Below are 16,747 nucleotides of genomic sequence, written 5' to 3' on the forward strand. Positions count from 1 at the left end.
GAACCTTGAAAACTGAACAAGCAAAACGTAATCAATAAAGTTTTTAGTAGCTAACCTTGAGTTGGTGAACGAAACAAAATTTTGGACATCAAACATGATGCCAGCAAAACAATTTGAGCTAATCAAATTTCTTTTTATGGAGAGTTTGATCCTGGCTCAGGACGAACGCTGGCGGCGTGCCTAATACATGCAAGTCGAGCGAACAGAGAAGGAGCTTGCTCCTTTGACGTTAGCGGCGGACGGGTGAGTAACACGTGGGCAACCTACCTTATAGTTTGGGATAACTCCGGGAAACCGGGGCTAATACCGAATAATCTATTTTACTTCATAGTGAAATACTAAAAGACGGTTTCGGCTGTCGCTATAAGATGGGCCCGCGGCGCATTAGCTAGTTGGTGAGGTAACGGCTCACCAAGGCGACGATGCGTAGCCGACCTGAGAGGGTGATCGGCCACACTGGGACTGAGACACGGCCCAGACTCCTACGGGAGGCAGCAGTAGGGAATCTTCCACAATGGGCGAAAGCCTGATGGAGCAACGCCGCGTGAGTGAAGAAGGTTTTCGGATCGTAAAACTCTGTTGTAAGGGAAGAACAAGTACAGTAGTAACTGGCTGTACCTTGACGGTACCTTATTAGAAAGCCACGGCTAACTACGTGCCAGCAGCCGCGGTAATACGTAGGTGGCAAGCGTTGTCCGGAATTATTGGGCGTAAAGCGCGCGCAGGCGGTCCTTTAAGTCTGATGTGAAAGCCCACGGCTCAACCGTGGAGGGTCATTGGAAACTGGGGGACTTGAGTGCAGAAGAGGAAAGTGGAATTCCAAGTGTAGCGGTGAAATGCGTAGAGATTTGGAGGAACACCAGTGGCGAAGGCGACTTTCTGGTCTGTAACTGACGCTGAGGCGCGAAAGCGTGGGGAGCAAACAGGATTAGATACCCTGGTAGTCCACGCCGTAAACGATGAGTGCTAAGTGTTAGGGGGTTTCCGCCCCTTAGTGCTGCAGCTAACGCATTAAGCACTCCGCCTGGGGAGTACGGTCGCAAGACTGAAACTCAAAGGAATTGACGGGGGCCCGCACAAGCGGTGGAGCATGTGGTTTAATTCGAAGCAACGCGAAGAACCTTACCAGGTCTTGACATCCCGTTGACCACTGTAGAGATATGGTTTTCCCTTCGGGGACAACGGTGACAGGTGGTGCATGGTTGTCGTCAGCTCGTGTCGTGAGATGTTGGGTTAAGTCCCGCAACGAGCGCAACCCTTGATCTTAGTTGCCATCATTTAGTTGGGCACTCTAAGGTGACTGCCGGTGACAAACCGGAGGAAGGTGGGGATGACGTCAAATCATCATGCCCCTTATGACCTGGGCTACACACGTGCTACAATGGACGATACAAACGGTTGCCAACTCGCGAGAGGGAGCTAATCCGATAAAGTCGTTCTCAGTTCGGATTGTAGGCTGCAACTCGCCTACATGAAGCCGGAATCGCTAGTAATCGCGGATCAGCATGCCGCGGTGAATACGTTCCCGGGCCTTGTACACACCGCCCGTCACACCACGAGAGTTTGTAACACCCGAAGTCGGTGGGGTAACCTTTTGGAGCCAGCCGCCGAAGGTGGGATAGATGATTGGGGTGAAGTCGTAACAAGGTAGCCGTATCGGAAGGTGCGGCTGGATCACCTCCTTTCTAAGGATATTTTCGGAATACAAACCTAGGGTTTGTAAGATTACGTTTTGCGTTCAGTTTTGAAGGTTTATGACTATATATAAAACTTCTAAGAGGGCCTATAGCTCAGCTGGTTAGAGCGCACGCCTGATAAGCGTGAGGTCGATGGTTCGAGTCCATTTAGGCCCACCATATATACCTCTTGGGGCCTTAGCTCAGCTGGGAGAGCGCCTGCCTTGCACGCAGGAGGTCAGCGGTTCGATCCCGCTAGGCTCCACCAATTATTGTTCTTTGAAAACTGGATAAAACGACATTGAAATAGTAACAAACACATTTATTTTTTAAGTTTTTTTATAGGCTTAATAACTTGGTTAAGTTATTAAGGGCGCACGGCGAATGCCTTGGCACTAGGAGCCGATGAAGGACGGCACTAACACCGATATGCTTCGGGGAGCTGTAAGTGAGCTTTGATCCGGAGATTTCCGAATGGGGGAACCCACTACGTTTAATCGCGTAGTATCTTGACGTGAATACATAGCGTCTTGAAGGCAGACCCAGGGAACTGAAACATCTAAGTACCTGGAGGAAGAGAAAGAAAAATCGATTCCCTGAGTAGCGGCGAGCGAAACGGGAAGAGCCCAAACCAAGAGGCTTGCCTCTTGGGGTTGTAGGACACTCTATACGGAGTTACAAAAGAGCGAGTTAGATGAAGCGACTTGGAAAGGTCCGCCAGAGCAGGTAAAAGCCCTGTAGTCGAAAGTTCGTTCTCTCCTGAGTGGATCCTGAGTACGGCGGAACACGTGAAATTCCGTCGGAATCCGGGAGGACCATCTCCCAAGGCTAAATACTACCTAGTGACCGATAGTGAACCAGTACCGTGAGGGAAAGGTGAAAAGCACCCCGGAAGGGGAGTGAAAGAGATCCTGAAACCGTGTGCCTACAAGTAGTTAGAGCCCGTTAATGGGTGATAGCGTGCCTTTTGTAGAATGAACCGGCGAGTTACGATTACGTGCGAGGTTAAGCTTTAGAAGGCGGAGCCGCAGCGAAAGCGAGTCTGAATAGGGCGAAATAGTACGTGGTCGTAGACCCGAAACCAGGTGATCTACCCATGTCCAGGGTGAAGGTGAGGTAACACTTACTGGAGGCCCGAACCCACGCACGTTGAAAAGTGCGGGGATGAGGTGTGGGTAGCGGAGAAATTCCAATCGAACTTGGAGATAGCTGGTTCTCTCCGAAATAGCTTTAGGGCTAGCCTCGTGATGAGAATACTGGAGGTAGAGCACTGTTTGGACTAGGGGGCCATCCCGGTTTACCGAATTCAGACAAACTCCGAATGCCAGATATTTATACACGGGAGTCAGACTGCGAGTGATAAGATCCGTAGTCAAAAGGGAAACAGCCCAGACCACCAGCTAAGGTCCCAAAGTAATCGTTAAGTGGAAAAGGATGTGGCGTTGCACAGACAACCAGGATGTTGGCTTAGAAGCAGCCATCATTTAAAGAGTGCGTAATAGCTCACTGGTCGAGTGACGCTGCGCCGAAAATGTATCGGGGCTAAACGATTCACCGAAGCTGTGGATTGACATCTACGATGTCAGTGGTAGGAGAGCGTTCTAAGTGCGTTGAAGTCAGATCGGAAGGACTGGTGGAGCGCTTAGAAGTGAGAATGCCGGTATGAGTAGCGAAAGACGGGTGAGAATCCCGTCCACCGTATGACTAAGGTTTCCTGAGGAAGGCTCGTCCGCTCAGGGTTAGTCGGGACCTAAGCCGAGGCCGATAGGCGTAGGCGATGGACAACAGGTTGATATTCCTGTACCACCTCCTCACCGTTTGAGAAATGGGGGGACGCAGTAGGATAGGGTAAGCGCGCTGTTGGATATGCGCGTCCAAGCAGTAAGGCGTGTGTGTAGGCAAATCCGCACACTGTAACGTTGAGCTGTGATGGCGAGTCCGTATGGACGAAGTTCCTGATTTCACACTGCCAAGAAAAGCCTCTATCGAGGTGAGAGGTGCCCGTACCGCAAACCGACACAGGTAGTCGAGGAGAGAATCCTAAGGTGTGCGAGAGAACTCTCGTTAAGGAACTCGGCAAAATGACCCCGTAACTTCGGGAGAAGGGGTGCTCTTGAGCGTGCAAGCGCATGAGAGCCGCAGTGAATAGGCCCAGGCGACTGTTTAGCAAAAACACAGGTCTCTGCAAAACCGTAAGGTGACGTATAGGGGCTGACGCCTGCCCGGTGCTGGAAGGTTAAGAGGAGTGGTTAGCGCAAGCGAAGCTGCGAATTGAAGCCCCAGTAAACGGCGGCCGTAACTATAACGGTCCTAAGGTAGCGAAATTCCTTGTCGGGTAAGTTCCGACCCGCACGAAAGGCGTAACGATCTGGGCACTGTCTCAACGAGAGACTCGGTGAAATTATAGTACCTGTGAAGATGCAGGTTACCCGCGACAGGACGGAAAGACCCCGTGGAGCTTTACTGTAGCCTGATATTGAATTTTGGTACAACTTGTACAGGATAGGTAGGAGCCAGAGATCTCGGAGCGCCAGCTTCGAAGGAGGCGTCGGTGGGATACTACCCTGGTTGTATTGAAATTCTAACCCATGCCCCTTAGCGGGGCAGGAGACAGTGTCAGGCGGACAGTTTGACTGGGGCGGTCGCCTCCTAAAAGGTAACGGAGGCGCCCAAAGGTTCCCTCAGAATGGTTGGAAATCATTCGTAGAGTGTAAAGGCACAAGGGAGCTTGACTGCGAGACCTACAAGTCGAGCAGGGTCGAAAGACGGGCTTAGTGATCCGGTGGTTCCGCATGGAAGGGCCATCGCTCAACGGATAAAAGCTACCCCGGGGATAACAGGCTTATCTCCCCCAAGAGTCCACATCGACGGGGAGGTTTGGCACCTCGATGTCGGCTCATCGCATCCTGGGGCTGTAGTCGGTCCCAAGGGTTGGGCTGTTCGCCCATTAAAGCGGTACGCGAGCTGGGTTCAGAACGTCGTGAGACAGTTCGGTCCCTATCCGTCGTGGGCGTAGGAAATTTGAGAGGAGCTGTCCTTAGTACGAGAGGACCGGGATGGACACACCGCTGGTGTACCAGTTGTCTTGCCAAAGGCATCGCTGGGTAGCTATGTGTGGACGGGATAAGTGCTGAAAGCATCTAAGCATGAAGCCCCCCTCAAGATGAGATTTCCCATTACGCAAGTAAGTAAGATCCCTCAAAGACGATGAGGTAGATAGGTTCGAGGTGGAAGTGTGGTGACACATGGAGCTGACGAATACTAATCGATCGAGGACTTAACCAACATGTTTGAAACATTCAATGAACCGTTTATCCAGTTTTGAAAGAACAAACTTTCTAAAAGAGCTTCAAGACACAAGTAGTACAAGGAAGCAAACGAGTGAATGAGGGAGCGTACCTCTGTACGTGACTGATTGAGCGAGAGAAGCTGACGTAGTAATACGCCGTGTATTGGAGGTCGACAATAGTCTAGTGATGATGGCAAAGAGGTCACACCCGTTCCCATACCGAACACGGAAGTTAAGCTCTTTAGCGCCGATGGTAGTTGGGGGCTTCCCCCTGTGAGAGTAGGACGTCGCTAGGCAATGTAAACAGTCAGCTGTGTGCTGGCTGTTTTTTTTATAAAATTATACTAATAGTAATTAACCAATAGTAAAAAATCGAGAAGCTAATTTAAGCTTCTCGATTTTTTTAATTACTTACTTTAGCAAAAGTTAATCCTTATATAGTCAAATATACTTATTAGTATTTAGATATTTCATTATGCTTTCATATTAATTCCGATGTAATATTACCCATAGTATTAAAAGGTAATATTATGGCTTTTATAGGTATTATATATTAAAATAGGTAATAGTTATTTTTACATACTATAGATATGTAAAAAATATATGGATAGGAGTGTAAATATTGATAATACTAGATAGACCTTATGTTTCGGAATTATTAGCGAATACAATTAGTAAGAATAAAATTCCGGTAATCAAATTAAACGAAGTTTTTATACCAAACGAATCTACTATAAATTTAAAAAAGGTAGACGATTTGTTGATTGAATTAGAGAAGGGGAATTCGCCAATTCTCTTTAACTCTGAAAATGGACTTAATATTTTATCAAAATATGCGCCTAATCACTATTTAACAACTGTTACAGATATTTTGAAAAATAAAGTTACTTTCAGGAAAACATTAAGTAGACATTATAAAGATTTCTTTTTCACAGAAGTTTCTCTAAAAGAATTAGAAGAATTAGATCCTAGTGCTCTACCTTTCCCTATTATTGTTAAGCCTGTTATAGGATATTCAAGTATAGGTGTACATCGTATTGATAAGGTAGAAGAATATAAAGAAACTATTAAAAAACTTAAGTTTGAAATGGAAGTTACAAGTTCAGAGTATCCAATCGAAGTTATTAATAATCAATCATTTATAATTGAAAAATTAATTGAAGGCGATGAATACGCAGTTGACGTATATTTTACAGAAGACGGGGAACCTGTTATCCTAAATCTTTTTAAAAGAATGTTTAGGCATGAGAAAGACATGAGCGATAGAATTTACTATACGAGTAAGCAAGTAATAAATGAGTCCCTCAACAAAATTCAAGAGTTTTTAAGAACTATTTCGTCGTTCTTCGCTTTAAAGTCTGCCCCAATACATATTGAAATTCGCATCGATAATGATGAACAGATTGTTCCTATTGAAGTAAATCCACTTAGATTTGCTGGTATCGGTACAAATGAACTTGGCGTTCATGCATATGGTGTAAATGCATGTGAGTACTTTTTTAAACAAGAAAAGCCTGATTGGGGAAATATAGTTAATCAAATGGATGATTCAATTTATAGTTTTTGTTGTGCTGAAATAGATGCTTCTATTGATTGTAAGCAAGTTGTATCTATTAATCATGAAGCGTTTAAATTAAACTTTGGTGAAATTTTAGAATACCGACCAATGAAAGTAAATGAAAGCTCTACTTTTGCTGTAATCTTCCATAAGTCACCGGATTTAAATGAAAATATAAGGTTATTGAATTTAGATTTGAATCAATATATAACGTTAAAAGAATTGGTATTTGTTTACTAATGAATAATTTTTTTATTGCAGTTAGGAGCGTTAATCATGTTTAAAGGTATGACAATTAGAAAAAAAATATTATTAAACGTATTAATGCCTATTGTTGTTATAAGCACAATTTTTAGCTTAGCCATTTTTATTGTAGCTGCTCGTTTAATTGACGGGTATATTATTCCTCAGTTTGAAGAGAGCTTAACAATGAAAATGGAGGACTTTAATGATTTATTTGATAAAGAATTAATCAATAGTGCTAAAACAAACAAAAGTGCATATCAAGAACTATTGTCTAGAGGAAATGCATTTCAAGAAGAGTATGATTTAGAAAATGTATATATTATGAGTAAAGTAGATAATAAAGAAGTCATTTTATTTTTAGGTAATGACGATAAGTATTTATCACCACTAGCGTTTACAGATGAACAAAAAGCAGCGCTAGGTACAACTAAAATGGTTACAAGTGATATTTATAAAGATGATTACGGCGCTCATAAGTCTACATTCTTACAAGTTCAAGGGACAGATTCTGTCTTAGGATTAGATGAAGATGCAGATTTTATAGTTGATCTAGAAAATTTATTAATAAAAGTATGTGTATTATTAGCGCTAATATTTATTGTGGTAAGTGGTATACTAGCGTATTTCACTGCTAAAAGAATTTCTAAACCATTAAATGAACTTGTAGATTATACTAAAGTAATTGCAGCTGGTGATTTAACACAGGAAATAAAAAATACAAGTAATGATGAAATTGGTCAACTTGCATCAAGTTTTAATAGTATGCAAGTACAGCTAAAAGAAGTTATAGGTCATGTATCTTCAACAGCAGACTATGTAGCAAACGGGTCTAAAGAATTGACTCAAAGTATAGAGCAAGTGACAGAAATGGCTAATCAGGTATCAGCAGCAATTCAGGAAGTTTCAGTAAGTAGTGAAATGGTAACAACTGGAGCTATTCAGAATCAAATTGCGATTAGAGAAATATCAGAGGGAATAGTAGAAATTACAGAATCTACTACAAACGTCTCTGATGAATCTATTAAGACATCTGAAGAATCTAATCAAGGTAATAATGTCATTCAACAATCCGTACAAGGAATTGATTCAATTAACGAGCTTTCAAAAGCCTCTATGCAAATGACAGAACAAATGCATCAACGTTCTAAAGAAGTGGGACAAATTACAAATGTAATTACAAATATTTCAGATCAAATTAATTTACTGGCACTAAATGCAGCTATTGAGGCTGCTCGTGCAGGTGAATACGGAAAAGGCTTTGCTGTTGTCGCAGATGAAATAAGACATTTAGCAGAACAATCTGCCCAATCTGCTAATGATATAACTAAATTAATCTCTGAAATGCAAAACAATTCTAATGAATCGGTTGAAGCTATTACGAGAGTAGTAGATGAAATTGATCAAGAGACTGTCGCAATAAGATTGGCTGGAGATACTTTCCAAAAAATATCATCTCTAATTTCAAACATTAGCATGCGAACGCAATCAATTGCTTCAACAGTAGAACAAATATCAGCAAGCTCTGAACAAGTATTAGGGACTACTGAGGCAACTGTGCAATCATTGGAGCAAACATCAGCAGGTACCCAAAATATTGCTTCAACTATGCAAGAGCAATCTGCTTTTATGGAAGAAATGCTAGGAACAGCTAATCAAGTAAATGATATGGTTGAAAACTTGAAAGGTCAAATTGCACATTTTAAAATTAAGTAATCTAAGCAATAACATTAACTAAGTTAAAAGGATTAGCTCTAACTTGAACAGAGCTAATCCTTTTACTATTTTTAGATCCGTCTGCCAGTATAAAAGGCGTTTGTTAATTCGACAAAATACTCATTGAGTTCGTTCTAATTGTATATAACTCTTTATATAATGAAACGATCACCTTAAAAAGGAGAGGAAATTTTGTGGATTGATGGTGTTTTTTCTGGTGGCGGTTTGAAGGGGTTTGCACTTGTTGGGGCGTATCAAGTACTAGAAGCTCAGAATTTTCGCTTTAAACGGGTAGCTGGAACAAGTGCTGGGGCTATATTAGCAGCTTTTATTGCTGCAGGATATAAAGGGAATGAAATCCAGACTATGTTAGAAGAGTTGGATGTACCTTCATTACTAGATCCAAGGAAAACAATATTACCATTCCCATTTATGAAGTGGGTTAATGTTTATCACCATTTAGGTTTATATAAAGGAAAAGCATTAGAAAAATGGTTTTTTCAGAAATTAGCAGCAAAAGGCGTTTATACATTCGGAGATTTACCTAGAGATTCATTAAAGTTAGTGGCCTCAGATTTAACAAATGGCAGAATGATTGTGTTACCGGATGATTTACAAAAATATCAAATTGATGCTAAAAATTTTTCAGTTGCGTGTGCTTTACGTATGAGTTGTGGTATACCATTTTTCTTTGAACCCGTTACATTAAAAACAGGAAAAGGAGAATCAGTTATTGTAGATGGCGGTGTATTGAGTAATTTTCCGTTGTGGGTATTTGATGATAGAGAAGGACGTAAAGTACGACCGATTATCGGACTTAAATTAAGTAGACGTAGAGAAGAACAACACCCACATGAAATTAAAAATGGATTAAATTTATTTGAAGCTTTATTCTCTACTATGAAAGATGCTCATGATGAAAGATATATCTCAAGACGGCATGAAAGAGATATTATTTTTATTCCTGTTGATGATTATAGCGCCACACAATTTGATTTAGACGAGGAGACTAAAGAAACACTTTTAGAAATTGGAAGAAACCGTACGATTCAATTTTTAAAAACGTGGCCGAGATATAAGTTATAAAACTTTTAAAAAAATGTATTAATACTATTGACGTTCTATGAGGTAGATGATATTATATAAAAGTTGCTGATGAACATGCAACTAGAACAATATAAAAATCAAATAACTGTTTGACATTATGTATAAAACATGTTATTATATAAAAGTTAGCTCTTAACAAAAGAGATAATGATTATAAATGAACCTTGAAAACTGAACAAGCAAAACGTAATCAATAAAGTTTTTAGTAGCTAACCTTGAGTTGGTGAACGAAACAAAATTTTGGACATCAAACATGATGCCAGCAAAACAATTTGAGCTAATCAAATTTCTTTTATGGAGAGTTTGATCCTGGCTCAGGACGAACGCTGGCGGCGTGCCTAATACATGCAAGTCGAGCGAACAGAAAAGGAGCTTGCTCCTTTGACGTTAGCGGCGGACGGGTGAGTAACACGTGGGCAACCTACCTTATAGTTTGGGATAACTCCGGGAAACCGGGGCTAATACCGAATAATCTATTTTACTTCATGGTGAAATACTGAAAGACGGTCTCGGCTGTCGCTATAAGATGGGCCCGCGGCGCATTAGCTAGTTGGTGAGGTAACGGCTCACCAAGGCGACGATGCGTAGCCGACCTGAGAGGGTGATCGGCCACACTGGGACTGAGACACGGCCCAGACTCCTACGGGAGGCAGCAGTAGGGAATCTTCCACAATGGGCGAAAGCCTGATGGAGCAACGCCGCGTGAGTGAAGAAGGTTTTCGGATCGTAAAACTCTGTTGTAAGGGAAGAACAAGTACAGTAGTAACTGGCTGTACCTTGACGGTACCTTATTAGAAAGCCACGGCTAACTACGTGCCAGCAGCCGCGGTAATACGTAGGTGGCAAGCGTTGTCCGGAATTATTGGGCGTAAAGCGCGCGCAGGCGGTCCTTTAAGTCTGATGTGAAAGCCCACGGCTCAACCGTGGAGGGTCATTGGAAACTGGGGGACTTGAGTGCAGAAGAGGAAAGTGGAATTCCAAGTGTAGCGGTGAAATGCGTAGAGATTTGGAGGAACACCAGTGGCGAAGGCGACTTTCTGGTCTGTAACTGACGCTGAGGCGCGAAAGCGTGGGGAGCAAACAGGATTAGATACCCTGGTAGTCCACGCCGTAAACGATGAGTGCTAAGTGTTAGGGGGTTTCCGCCCCTTAGTGCTGCAGCTAACGCATTAAGCACTCCGCCTGGGGAGTACGGTCGCAAGACTGAAACTCAAAGGAATTGACGGGGGCCCGCACAAGCGGTGGAGCATGTGGTTTAATTCGAAGCAACGCGAAGAACCTTACCAGGTCTTGACATCCCGTTGACCACTGTAGAGATATGGTTTTCCCTTCGGGGACAACGGTGACAGGTGGTGCATGGTTGTCGTCAGCTCGTGTCGTGAGATGTTGGGTTAAGTCCCGCAACGAGCGCAACCCTTGATCTTAGTTGCCATCATTTAGTTGGGCACTCTAAGGTGACTGCCGGTGACAAACCGGAGGAAGGTGGGGATGACGTCAAATCATCATGCCCCTTATGACCTGGGCTACACACGTGCTACAATGGACGATACAAACGGTTGCCAACTCGCGAGAGGGAGCTAATCCGATAAAGTCGTTCTCAGTTCGGATTGTAGGCTGCAACTCGCCTACATGAAGCCGGAATCGCTAGTAATCGCGGATCAGCATGCCGCGGTGAATACGTTCCCGGGCCTTGTACACACCGCCCGTCACACCACGAGAGTTTGTAACACCCGAAGTCGGTGGGGTAACCTTTTGGAGCCAGCCGCCGAAGGTGGGATAGATGATTGGGGTGAAGTCGTAACAAGGTAGCCGTATCGGAAGGTGCGGCTGGATCACCTCCTTTCTAAGGATATTTTCGGAATACAAACCTAGGGTTTGTAAGATTACGTTTTGCGTTCAGTTTTGAAGGTTCATTCTTCTGAATGAAATACTTCAAAACTTGTTCTTTGAAAACTGGATAAAACGACATTGAAATAGTAACAAACACATTTATTTTTTAAGTTTTTTATAGGCTTAATAACTTGGTTAAGTTATTAAGGGCGCACGGCGAATGCCTTGGCACTAGGAGCCGATGAAGGACGGCACTAACACCGATATGCTTCGGGGAGCTGTAAGTGAGCTTTGATCCGGAGATTTCCGAATGGGGGAACCCACTACGTTTAATCGCGTAGTATCTTGACGTGAATACATAGCGTCTTGAAGGCAGACCCAGGGAACTGAAACATCTAAGTACCTGGAGGAAGAGAAAGAAAAATCGATTCCCTGAGTAGCGGCGAGCGAAACGGGAAGAGCCCAAACCAAGAGGCTTGCCTCTTGGGGTTGTAGGACACTCTATACGGAGTTACAAAAGAGCGAGTTAGATGAAGCGACTTGGAAAGGTCCGCCAGAGCAGGTAAAAGCCCTGTAGTCGAAAGTTCGTTCTCTCCTGAGTGGATCCTGAGTACGGCGGAACACGTGAAATTCCGTCGGAATCCGGGAGGACCATCTCCCAAGGCTAAATACTACCTAGTGACCGATAGTGAACCAGTACCGTGAGGGAAAGGTGAAAAGCACCCCGGAAGGGGAGTGAAAGAGATCCTGAAACCGTGTGCCTACAAGTAGTTAGAGCCCGTTAATGGGTGATAGCGTGCCTTTTGTAGAATGAACCGGCGAGTTACGATTACGTGCGAGGTTAAGCTTTAGAAGGCGGAGCCGCAGCGAAAGCGAGTCTGAATAGGGCGAAATAGTACGTGGTCGTAGACCCGAAACCAGGTGATCTACCCATGTCCAGGGTGAAGGTGAGGTAACACTTACTGGAGGCCCGAACCCACGCACGTTGAAAAGTGCGGGGATGAGGTGTGGGTAGCGGAGAAATTCCAATCGAACTTGGAGATAGCTGGTTCTCTCCGAAATAGCTTTAGGGCTAGCCTCGTGATGAGAATACTGGAGGTAGAGCACTGTTTGGACTAGGGGGCCATCCCGGTTTACCGAATTCAGACAAACTCCGAATGCCAGATATTTATACACGGGAGTCAGACTGCGAGTGATAAGATCCGTAGTCAAAAGGGAAACAGCCCAGACCACCAGCTAAGGTCCCAAAGTAATCGTTAAGTGGAAAAGGATGTGGCGTTGCACAGACAACCAGGATGTTGGCTTAGAAGCAGCCATCATTTAAAGAGTGCGTAATAGCTCACTGGTCGAGTGACGCTGCGCCGAAAATGTATCGGGGCTAAACGATTCACCGAAGCTGTGGATTGACATCTACGATGTCAGTGGTAGGAGAGCGTTCTAAGTGCGTTGAAGTCAGATCGGAAGGACTGGTGGAGCGCTTAGAAGTGAGAATGCCGGTATGAGTAGCGAAAGACGGGTGAGAATCCCGTCCACCGTATGACTAAGGTTTCCTGAGGAAGGCTCGTCCGCTCAGGGTTAGTCGGGACCTAAGCCGAGGCCGATAGGCGTAGGCGATGGACAACAGGTTGATATTCCTGTACCACCTCCTCACCGTTTGAGAAATGGGGGGACGCAGTAGGATAGGGTAAGCGCGCTGTTGGATATGCGCGTCCAAGCAGTAAGGCGTGTGTGTAGGCAAATCCGCACACTGTAACGTTGAGCTGTGATGGCGAGTCCGTATGGACGAAGTTCCTGATTTCACACTGCCAAGAAAAGCCTCTATCGAGGTGAGAGGTGCCCGTACCGCAAACCGACACAGGTAGTCGAGGAGAGAATCCTAAGGTGTGCGAGAGAACTCTCGTTAAGGAACTCGGCAAAATGACCCCGTAACTTCGGGAGAAGGGGTGCTCTTGAGCGTGCAAGCGCATGAGAGCCGCAGTGAATAGGCCCAGGCGACTGTTTAGCAAAAACACAGGTCTCTGCAAAACCGTAAGGTGACGTATAGGGGCTGACGCCTGCCCGGTGCTGGAAGGTTAAGAGGAGTGGTTAGCGCAAGCGAAGCTGCGAATTGAAGCCCCAGTAAACGGCGGCCGTAACTATAACGGTCCTAAGGTAGCGAAATTCCTTGTCGGGTAAGTTCCGACCCGCACGAAAGGCGTAACGATCTGGGCACTGTCTCAACGAGAGACTCGGTGAAATTATAGTACCTGTGAAGATGCAGGTTACCCGCGACAGGACGGAAAGACCCCGTGGAGCTTTACTGTAGCCTGATATTGAATTTTGGTACAACTTGTACAGGATAGGTAGGAGCCAGAGATCTCGGAGCGCCAGCTTCGAAGGAGGCGTCGGTGGGATACTACCCTGGTTGTATTGAAATTCTAACCCATGCCCCTTAGCGGGGCAGGAGACAGTGTCAGGCGGACAGTTTGACTGGGGCGGTCGCCTCCTAAAAGGTAACGGAGGCGCCCAAAGGTTCCCTCAGAATGGTTGGAAATCATTCGTAGAGTGTAAAGGCACAAGGGAGCTTGACTGCGAGACCTACAAGTCGAGCAGGGTCGAAAGACGGGCTTAGTGATCCGGTGGTTCCGCATGGAAGGGCCATCGCTCAACGGATAAAAGCTACCCCGGGGATAACAGGCTTATCTCCCCCAAGAGTCCACATCGACGGGGAGGTTTGGCACCTCGATGTCGGCTCATCGCATCCTGGGGCTGTAGTCGGTCCCAAGGGTTGGGCTGTTCGCCCATTAAAGCGGTACGCGAGCTGGGTTCAGAACGTCGTGAGACAGTTCGGTCCCTATCCGTCGTGGGCGTAGGAAATTTGAGAGGAGCTGTCCTTAGTACGAGAGGACCGGGATGGACACACCGCTGGTGTACCAGTTGTCTTGCCAAAGGCATCGCTGGGTAGCTATGTGTGGACGGGATAAGTGCTGAAAGCATCTAAGCATGAAGCCCCCCTCAAGATGAGATTTCCCATTACGCAAGTAAGTAAGATCCCTCAAAGACGATGAGGTAGATAGGTTCGAGGTGGAAGTGTGGTGACACATGGAGCTGACGAATACTAATCGATCGAGGACTTAACCAACATGTTTGAAACATTCAATGAACCGTTTATCCAGTTTTGAAAGAACAATTTCTTTCATATAGGGTTTCAAGATACGAGTAGTTCGAGGAAGCGATGGAGAGAGGGAAGGAGCGTACTTAAGTACGTGACTGACTGAACGACTGAAGCTGACGAAGAAATGCGACGTATATTGAAAGCCGAAAATAGTCTAGTGATGATGGCAAAGAGGTCACACCCGTTCCCATACCGAACACGGAAGTTAAGCTCTTTAGCGCCGATGGTAGTTGGGGGCTTCCCCCTGTGAGAGTAGGACGTCGCTAGGCAATGTAAACAGTCAGCTGTGTGCTGACTGTTTTTTTTTTTTTTGAAAAACCTTAATAAATTATCAATAATTCCACAAAACTTGCTTAAAATAAGAAGAGCTTAACTAATATTTATATACGAAATGTAGAAGAAATTAAAAAATTATATTTTCTCCAGTATAAAAAAGGAAGAAAACTCTGTTAGAGATGACGCTTACAAAAATCTGAATTGTCTTTCTTTTATAAGTTTCTTGACAGTAGCTTAGCACGTTGTTAATCTTACAATTAATATTCTTTTAACTATAGGAGGACGTTACGAAAATGTGGGAAACTAAATTTGCCAAAGAAGGTTTAACTTTTGATGATGTATTATTAGTACCAGCTCATTCAGAAGTATTACCGAAAGATGTTGATTTATCAGTTCAACTAACACCGAAGATTAAATTAAATATTCCAATGATCAGCGCAGGCATGGATACAGTTACAGAATCTAAAATGGCGATTGCTATGGCACGTCAAGGTGGCATCGGTATTATCCATAAGAACATGTCGCTTGATGAGCAAGCTGAGCAAGTAGAAAAAGTAAAACGTTCTGAAAATGGTGTTATTACAAACCCATTCTTCTTAACTCCGACTCACCAAGTATTCGATGCTGAGCATTTAATGGGCAAATACCGAATTTCTGGTGTACCAATCGTTGATAGCATGGAAAACCAAAAGCTAGTAGGGATTATTACAAACCGCGACTTACGCTTTATTTCTGACTATTCTTTAAAAATTGAAGATGTTATGACAAAAGAAGATTTAATTACAGCACCTGTTGGAACGACTCTAGAGGATGCTGAAAAGATTCTTCAACAATATAAAATCGAAAAGTTACCAATTGTAGATGAAGAAGGTAAATTAACAGGATTAATTACAATTAAGGATATCGAAAAGGTAATTGAGTTCCCTAACGCTGCAAAAGACATACATGGTCGTTTATTAGTAGGGGCAGCAGTTGGTGTTTCAAAAGATACGATGATACGTATTGAAAAGCTTGTTGAAGCACAAGTAGACATCGTAGTAATCGATACAGCTCACGGCCATTCTGAGGGTGTATTACAAACAATTCGCTCTATCCGTGAATCTTATCCAGAGCTTGAAATTATCGCTGGAAACGTGGCAACAGCTGAAGGTGCACGCGCATTATTTGAGGCTGGTGCTGATGTAGTGAAAGTTGGTATTGGACCAGGATCTATTTGTACAACTCGTGTCGTAGCTGGTGTAGGAGTACCACAAATTACAGCTGTTTACGATTGTGCAACAGTAGCACGTGAACTTGGGAAAACAATTATTGCTGATGGAGGCATTAAATATTCTGGTGACATCGTAAAAGCTCTTGCAGCGGGTGGTAATGTTGTAATGCTTGGTTCACTTCTTGCAGGTACTTCTGAATCTCCTGGTGAAACTGAAATCTTCCAAGGGCGTCGCTTCAAGGTTTACCGTGGTATGGGTTCAATTGGAGCTATGGAAAAAGGTTCAAAAGATCGTTACTTCCAAGAGGATGCGAAAAAATTAGTACCTGAAGGTATTGAAGGTCGCCTTCCATACAAAGGACCACTAGCAGATACAATTTATCAACTAATCGGTGGTATTCGTGCAGGTATGGGCTATTGCGGTTCAGCTAACCTTGAGTTCTTACGTGAAAATGCTCAATTTGTTCGTATGACAGGTGCAGGTCTACGTGAATCACATCCACATGATGTACAAATCACAAAAGAATCACCAAACTATTCGATGTAATATATTACTAGCAACTTTTATGCTCTCGAATCGTCTACAAAGATGACACGAGAGCATTTTTTTATGATAGAGAGTGCGCACGGACATTACTATATATGATAAAATGTCGAGGACAAGAATATTTTTTGGAGGGTTTTAAAG

The 16,747-nt window shown here is 44.1% G+C and carries 4 protein-coding genes, 2 tRNA genes and 6 rRNA genes; all 12 read left to right on the forward strand.

The features are described from left to right. Positions 1–133: 133 nt before the first annotated feature. The 12 genes from AC3WSO_RS01160 to guaB all read left to right on the forward strand — a co-directional run bounded on the left by AC3WSO_RS01160 (position 134) and on the right by guaB (position 16,606). Positions 134–1,685, forward strand: a 16S ribosomal RNA gene (locus tag AC3WSO_RS01160). Between the two features lie 94 nt (positions 1,686–1,779). Beyond that, positions 1,780–1,856: transfer RNA gene (locus AC3WSO_RS01165), tRNA-Ile, on the forward strand. A gap of 12 nt (positions 1,857–1,868) precedes the next feature. Next, positions 1,869–1,944 (forward strand) — tRNA-Ala (locus tag AC3WSO_RS01170). Positions 1,945–2,033: 89 nt separating this feature from the next. Next, positions 2,034–4,961: ribosomal RNA gene (locus AC3WSO_RS01175) — 23S ribosomal RNA — on the forward strand. Positions 4,962–5,145: 184 nt separating this feature from the next. Continuing rightward, a 5S ribosomal RNA gene (gene rrf, locus AC3WSO_RS01180) occupies positions 5,146–5,261 on the forward strand. The 16S, 23S and 5S rRNA genes sit together here with 2 tRNA genes alongside, the layout of an rRNA operon. Before the next feature lie 326 nt (positions 5,262–5,587). Then, positions 5,588–6,763 (forward strand): ATP-grasp domain-containing protein, encoded by a 1,176-nt coding sequence (locus AC3WSO_RS01185; protein WP_492528068.1) that lies wholly within the window; start codon positions 5,588–5,590, stop codon positions 6,761–6,763. 36 nt (positions 6,764–6,799) lie between these two features. Continuing rightward, positions 6,800–8,482 (forward strand): methyl-accepting chemotaxis protein, encoded by a 1,683-nt coding sequence (locus tag AC3WSO_RS01190; protein WP_492528070.1) that lies wholly within the window; start codon positions 6,800–6,802, stop codon positions 8,480–8,482. A gap of 192 nt (positions 8,483–8,674) precedes the next feature. Then, positions 8,675–9,568: a patatin-like phospholipase family protein gene (locus AC3WSO_RS01195; protein WP_492528072.1), complete on the forward strand. Its 894-nt coding sequence runs from the start codon at positions 8,675–8,677 to the stop codon at positions 9,566–9,568. Between the two features lie 312 nt (positions 9,569–9,880). Further along, positions 9,881–11,432 (forward strand): 16S ribosomal RNA (locus AC3WSO_RS01200). Between the two features lie 180 nt (positions 11,433–11,612). Beyond that, positions 11,613–14,540 (forward strand): 23S ribosomal RNA (locus tag AC3WSO_RS01205). Between the two features lie 186 nt (positions 14,541–14,726). After that, positions 14,727–14,842 (forward strand): 5S ribosomal RNA (gene rrf, locus AC3WSO_RS01210). A 300-nt stretch (positions 14,843–15,142) separates the two neighbouring features. Further along, positions 15,143–16,606, forward strand: a complete 1,464-nt coding sequence (gene guaB, locus AC3WSO_RS01215) for an IMP dehydrogenase (RefSeq protein WP_197143168.1) — start codon at positions 15,143–15,145, stop codon at positions 16,604–16,606. Positions 16,607–16,747: the final 141 nt, after the last annotated feature.

The sequence above is a fragment of the Lysinibacillus sp. EB106-09-02-XG168 genome (assembly GCF_058791475.1).

Coding starts and splice junctions, on each gene's coding strand:
- guaB (WP_197143168.1), top strand. CDS start 15,143: ATGTGGGAAACTAAATTTGCCAAAGAAGGTTTAACTTTTGATGATGTA.
- AC3WSO_RS01190 (WP_492528070.1), top strand. CDS start 6,800: ATGTTTAAAGGTATGACAATTAGAAAAAAAATATTATTAAACGTATTA.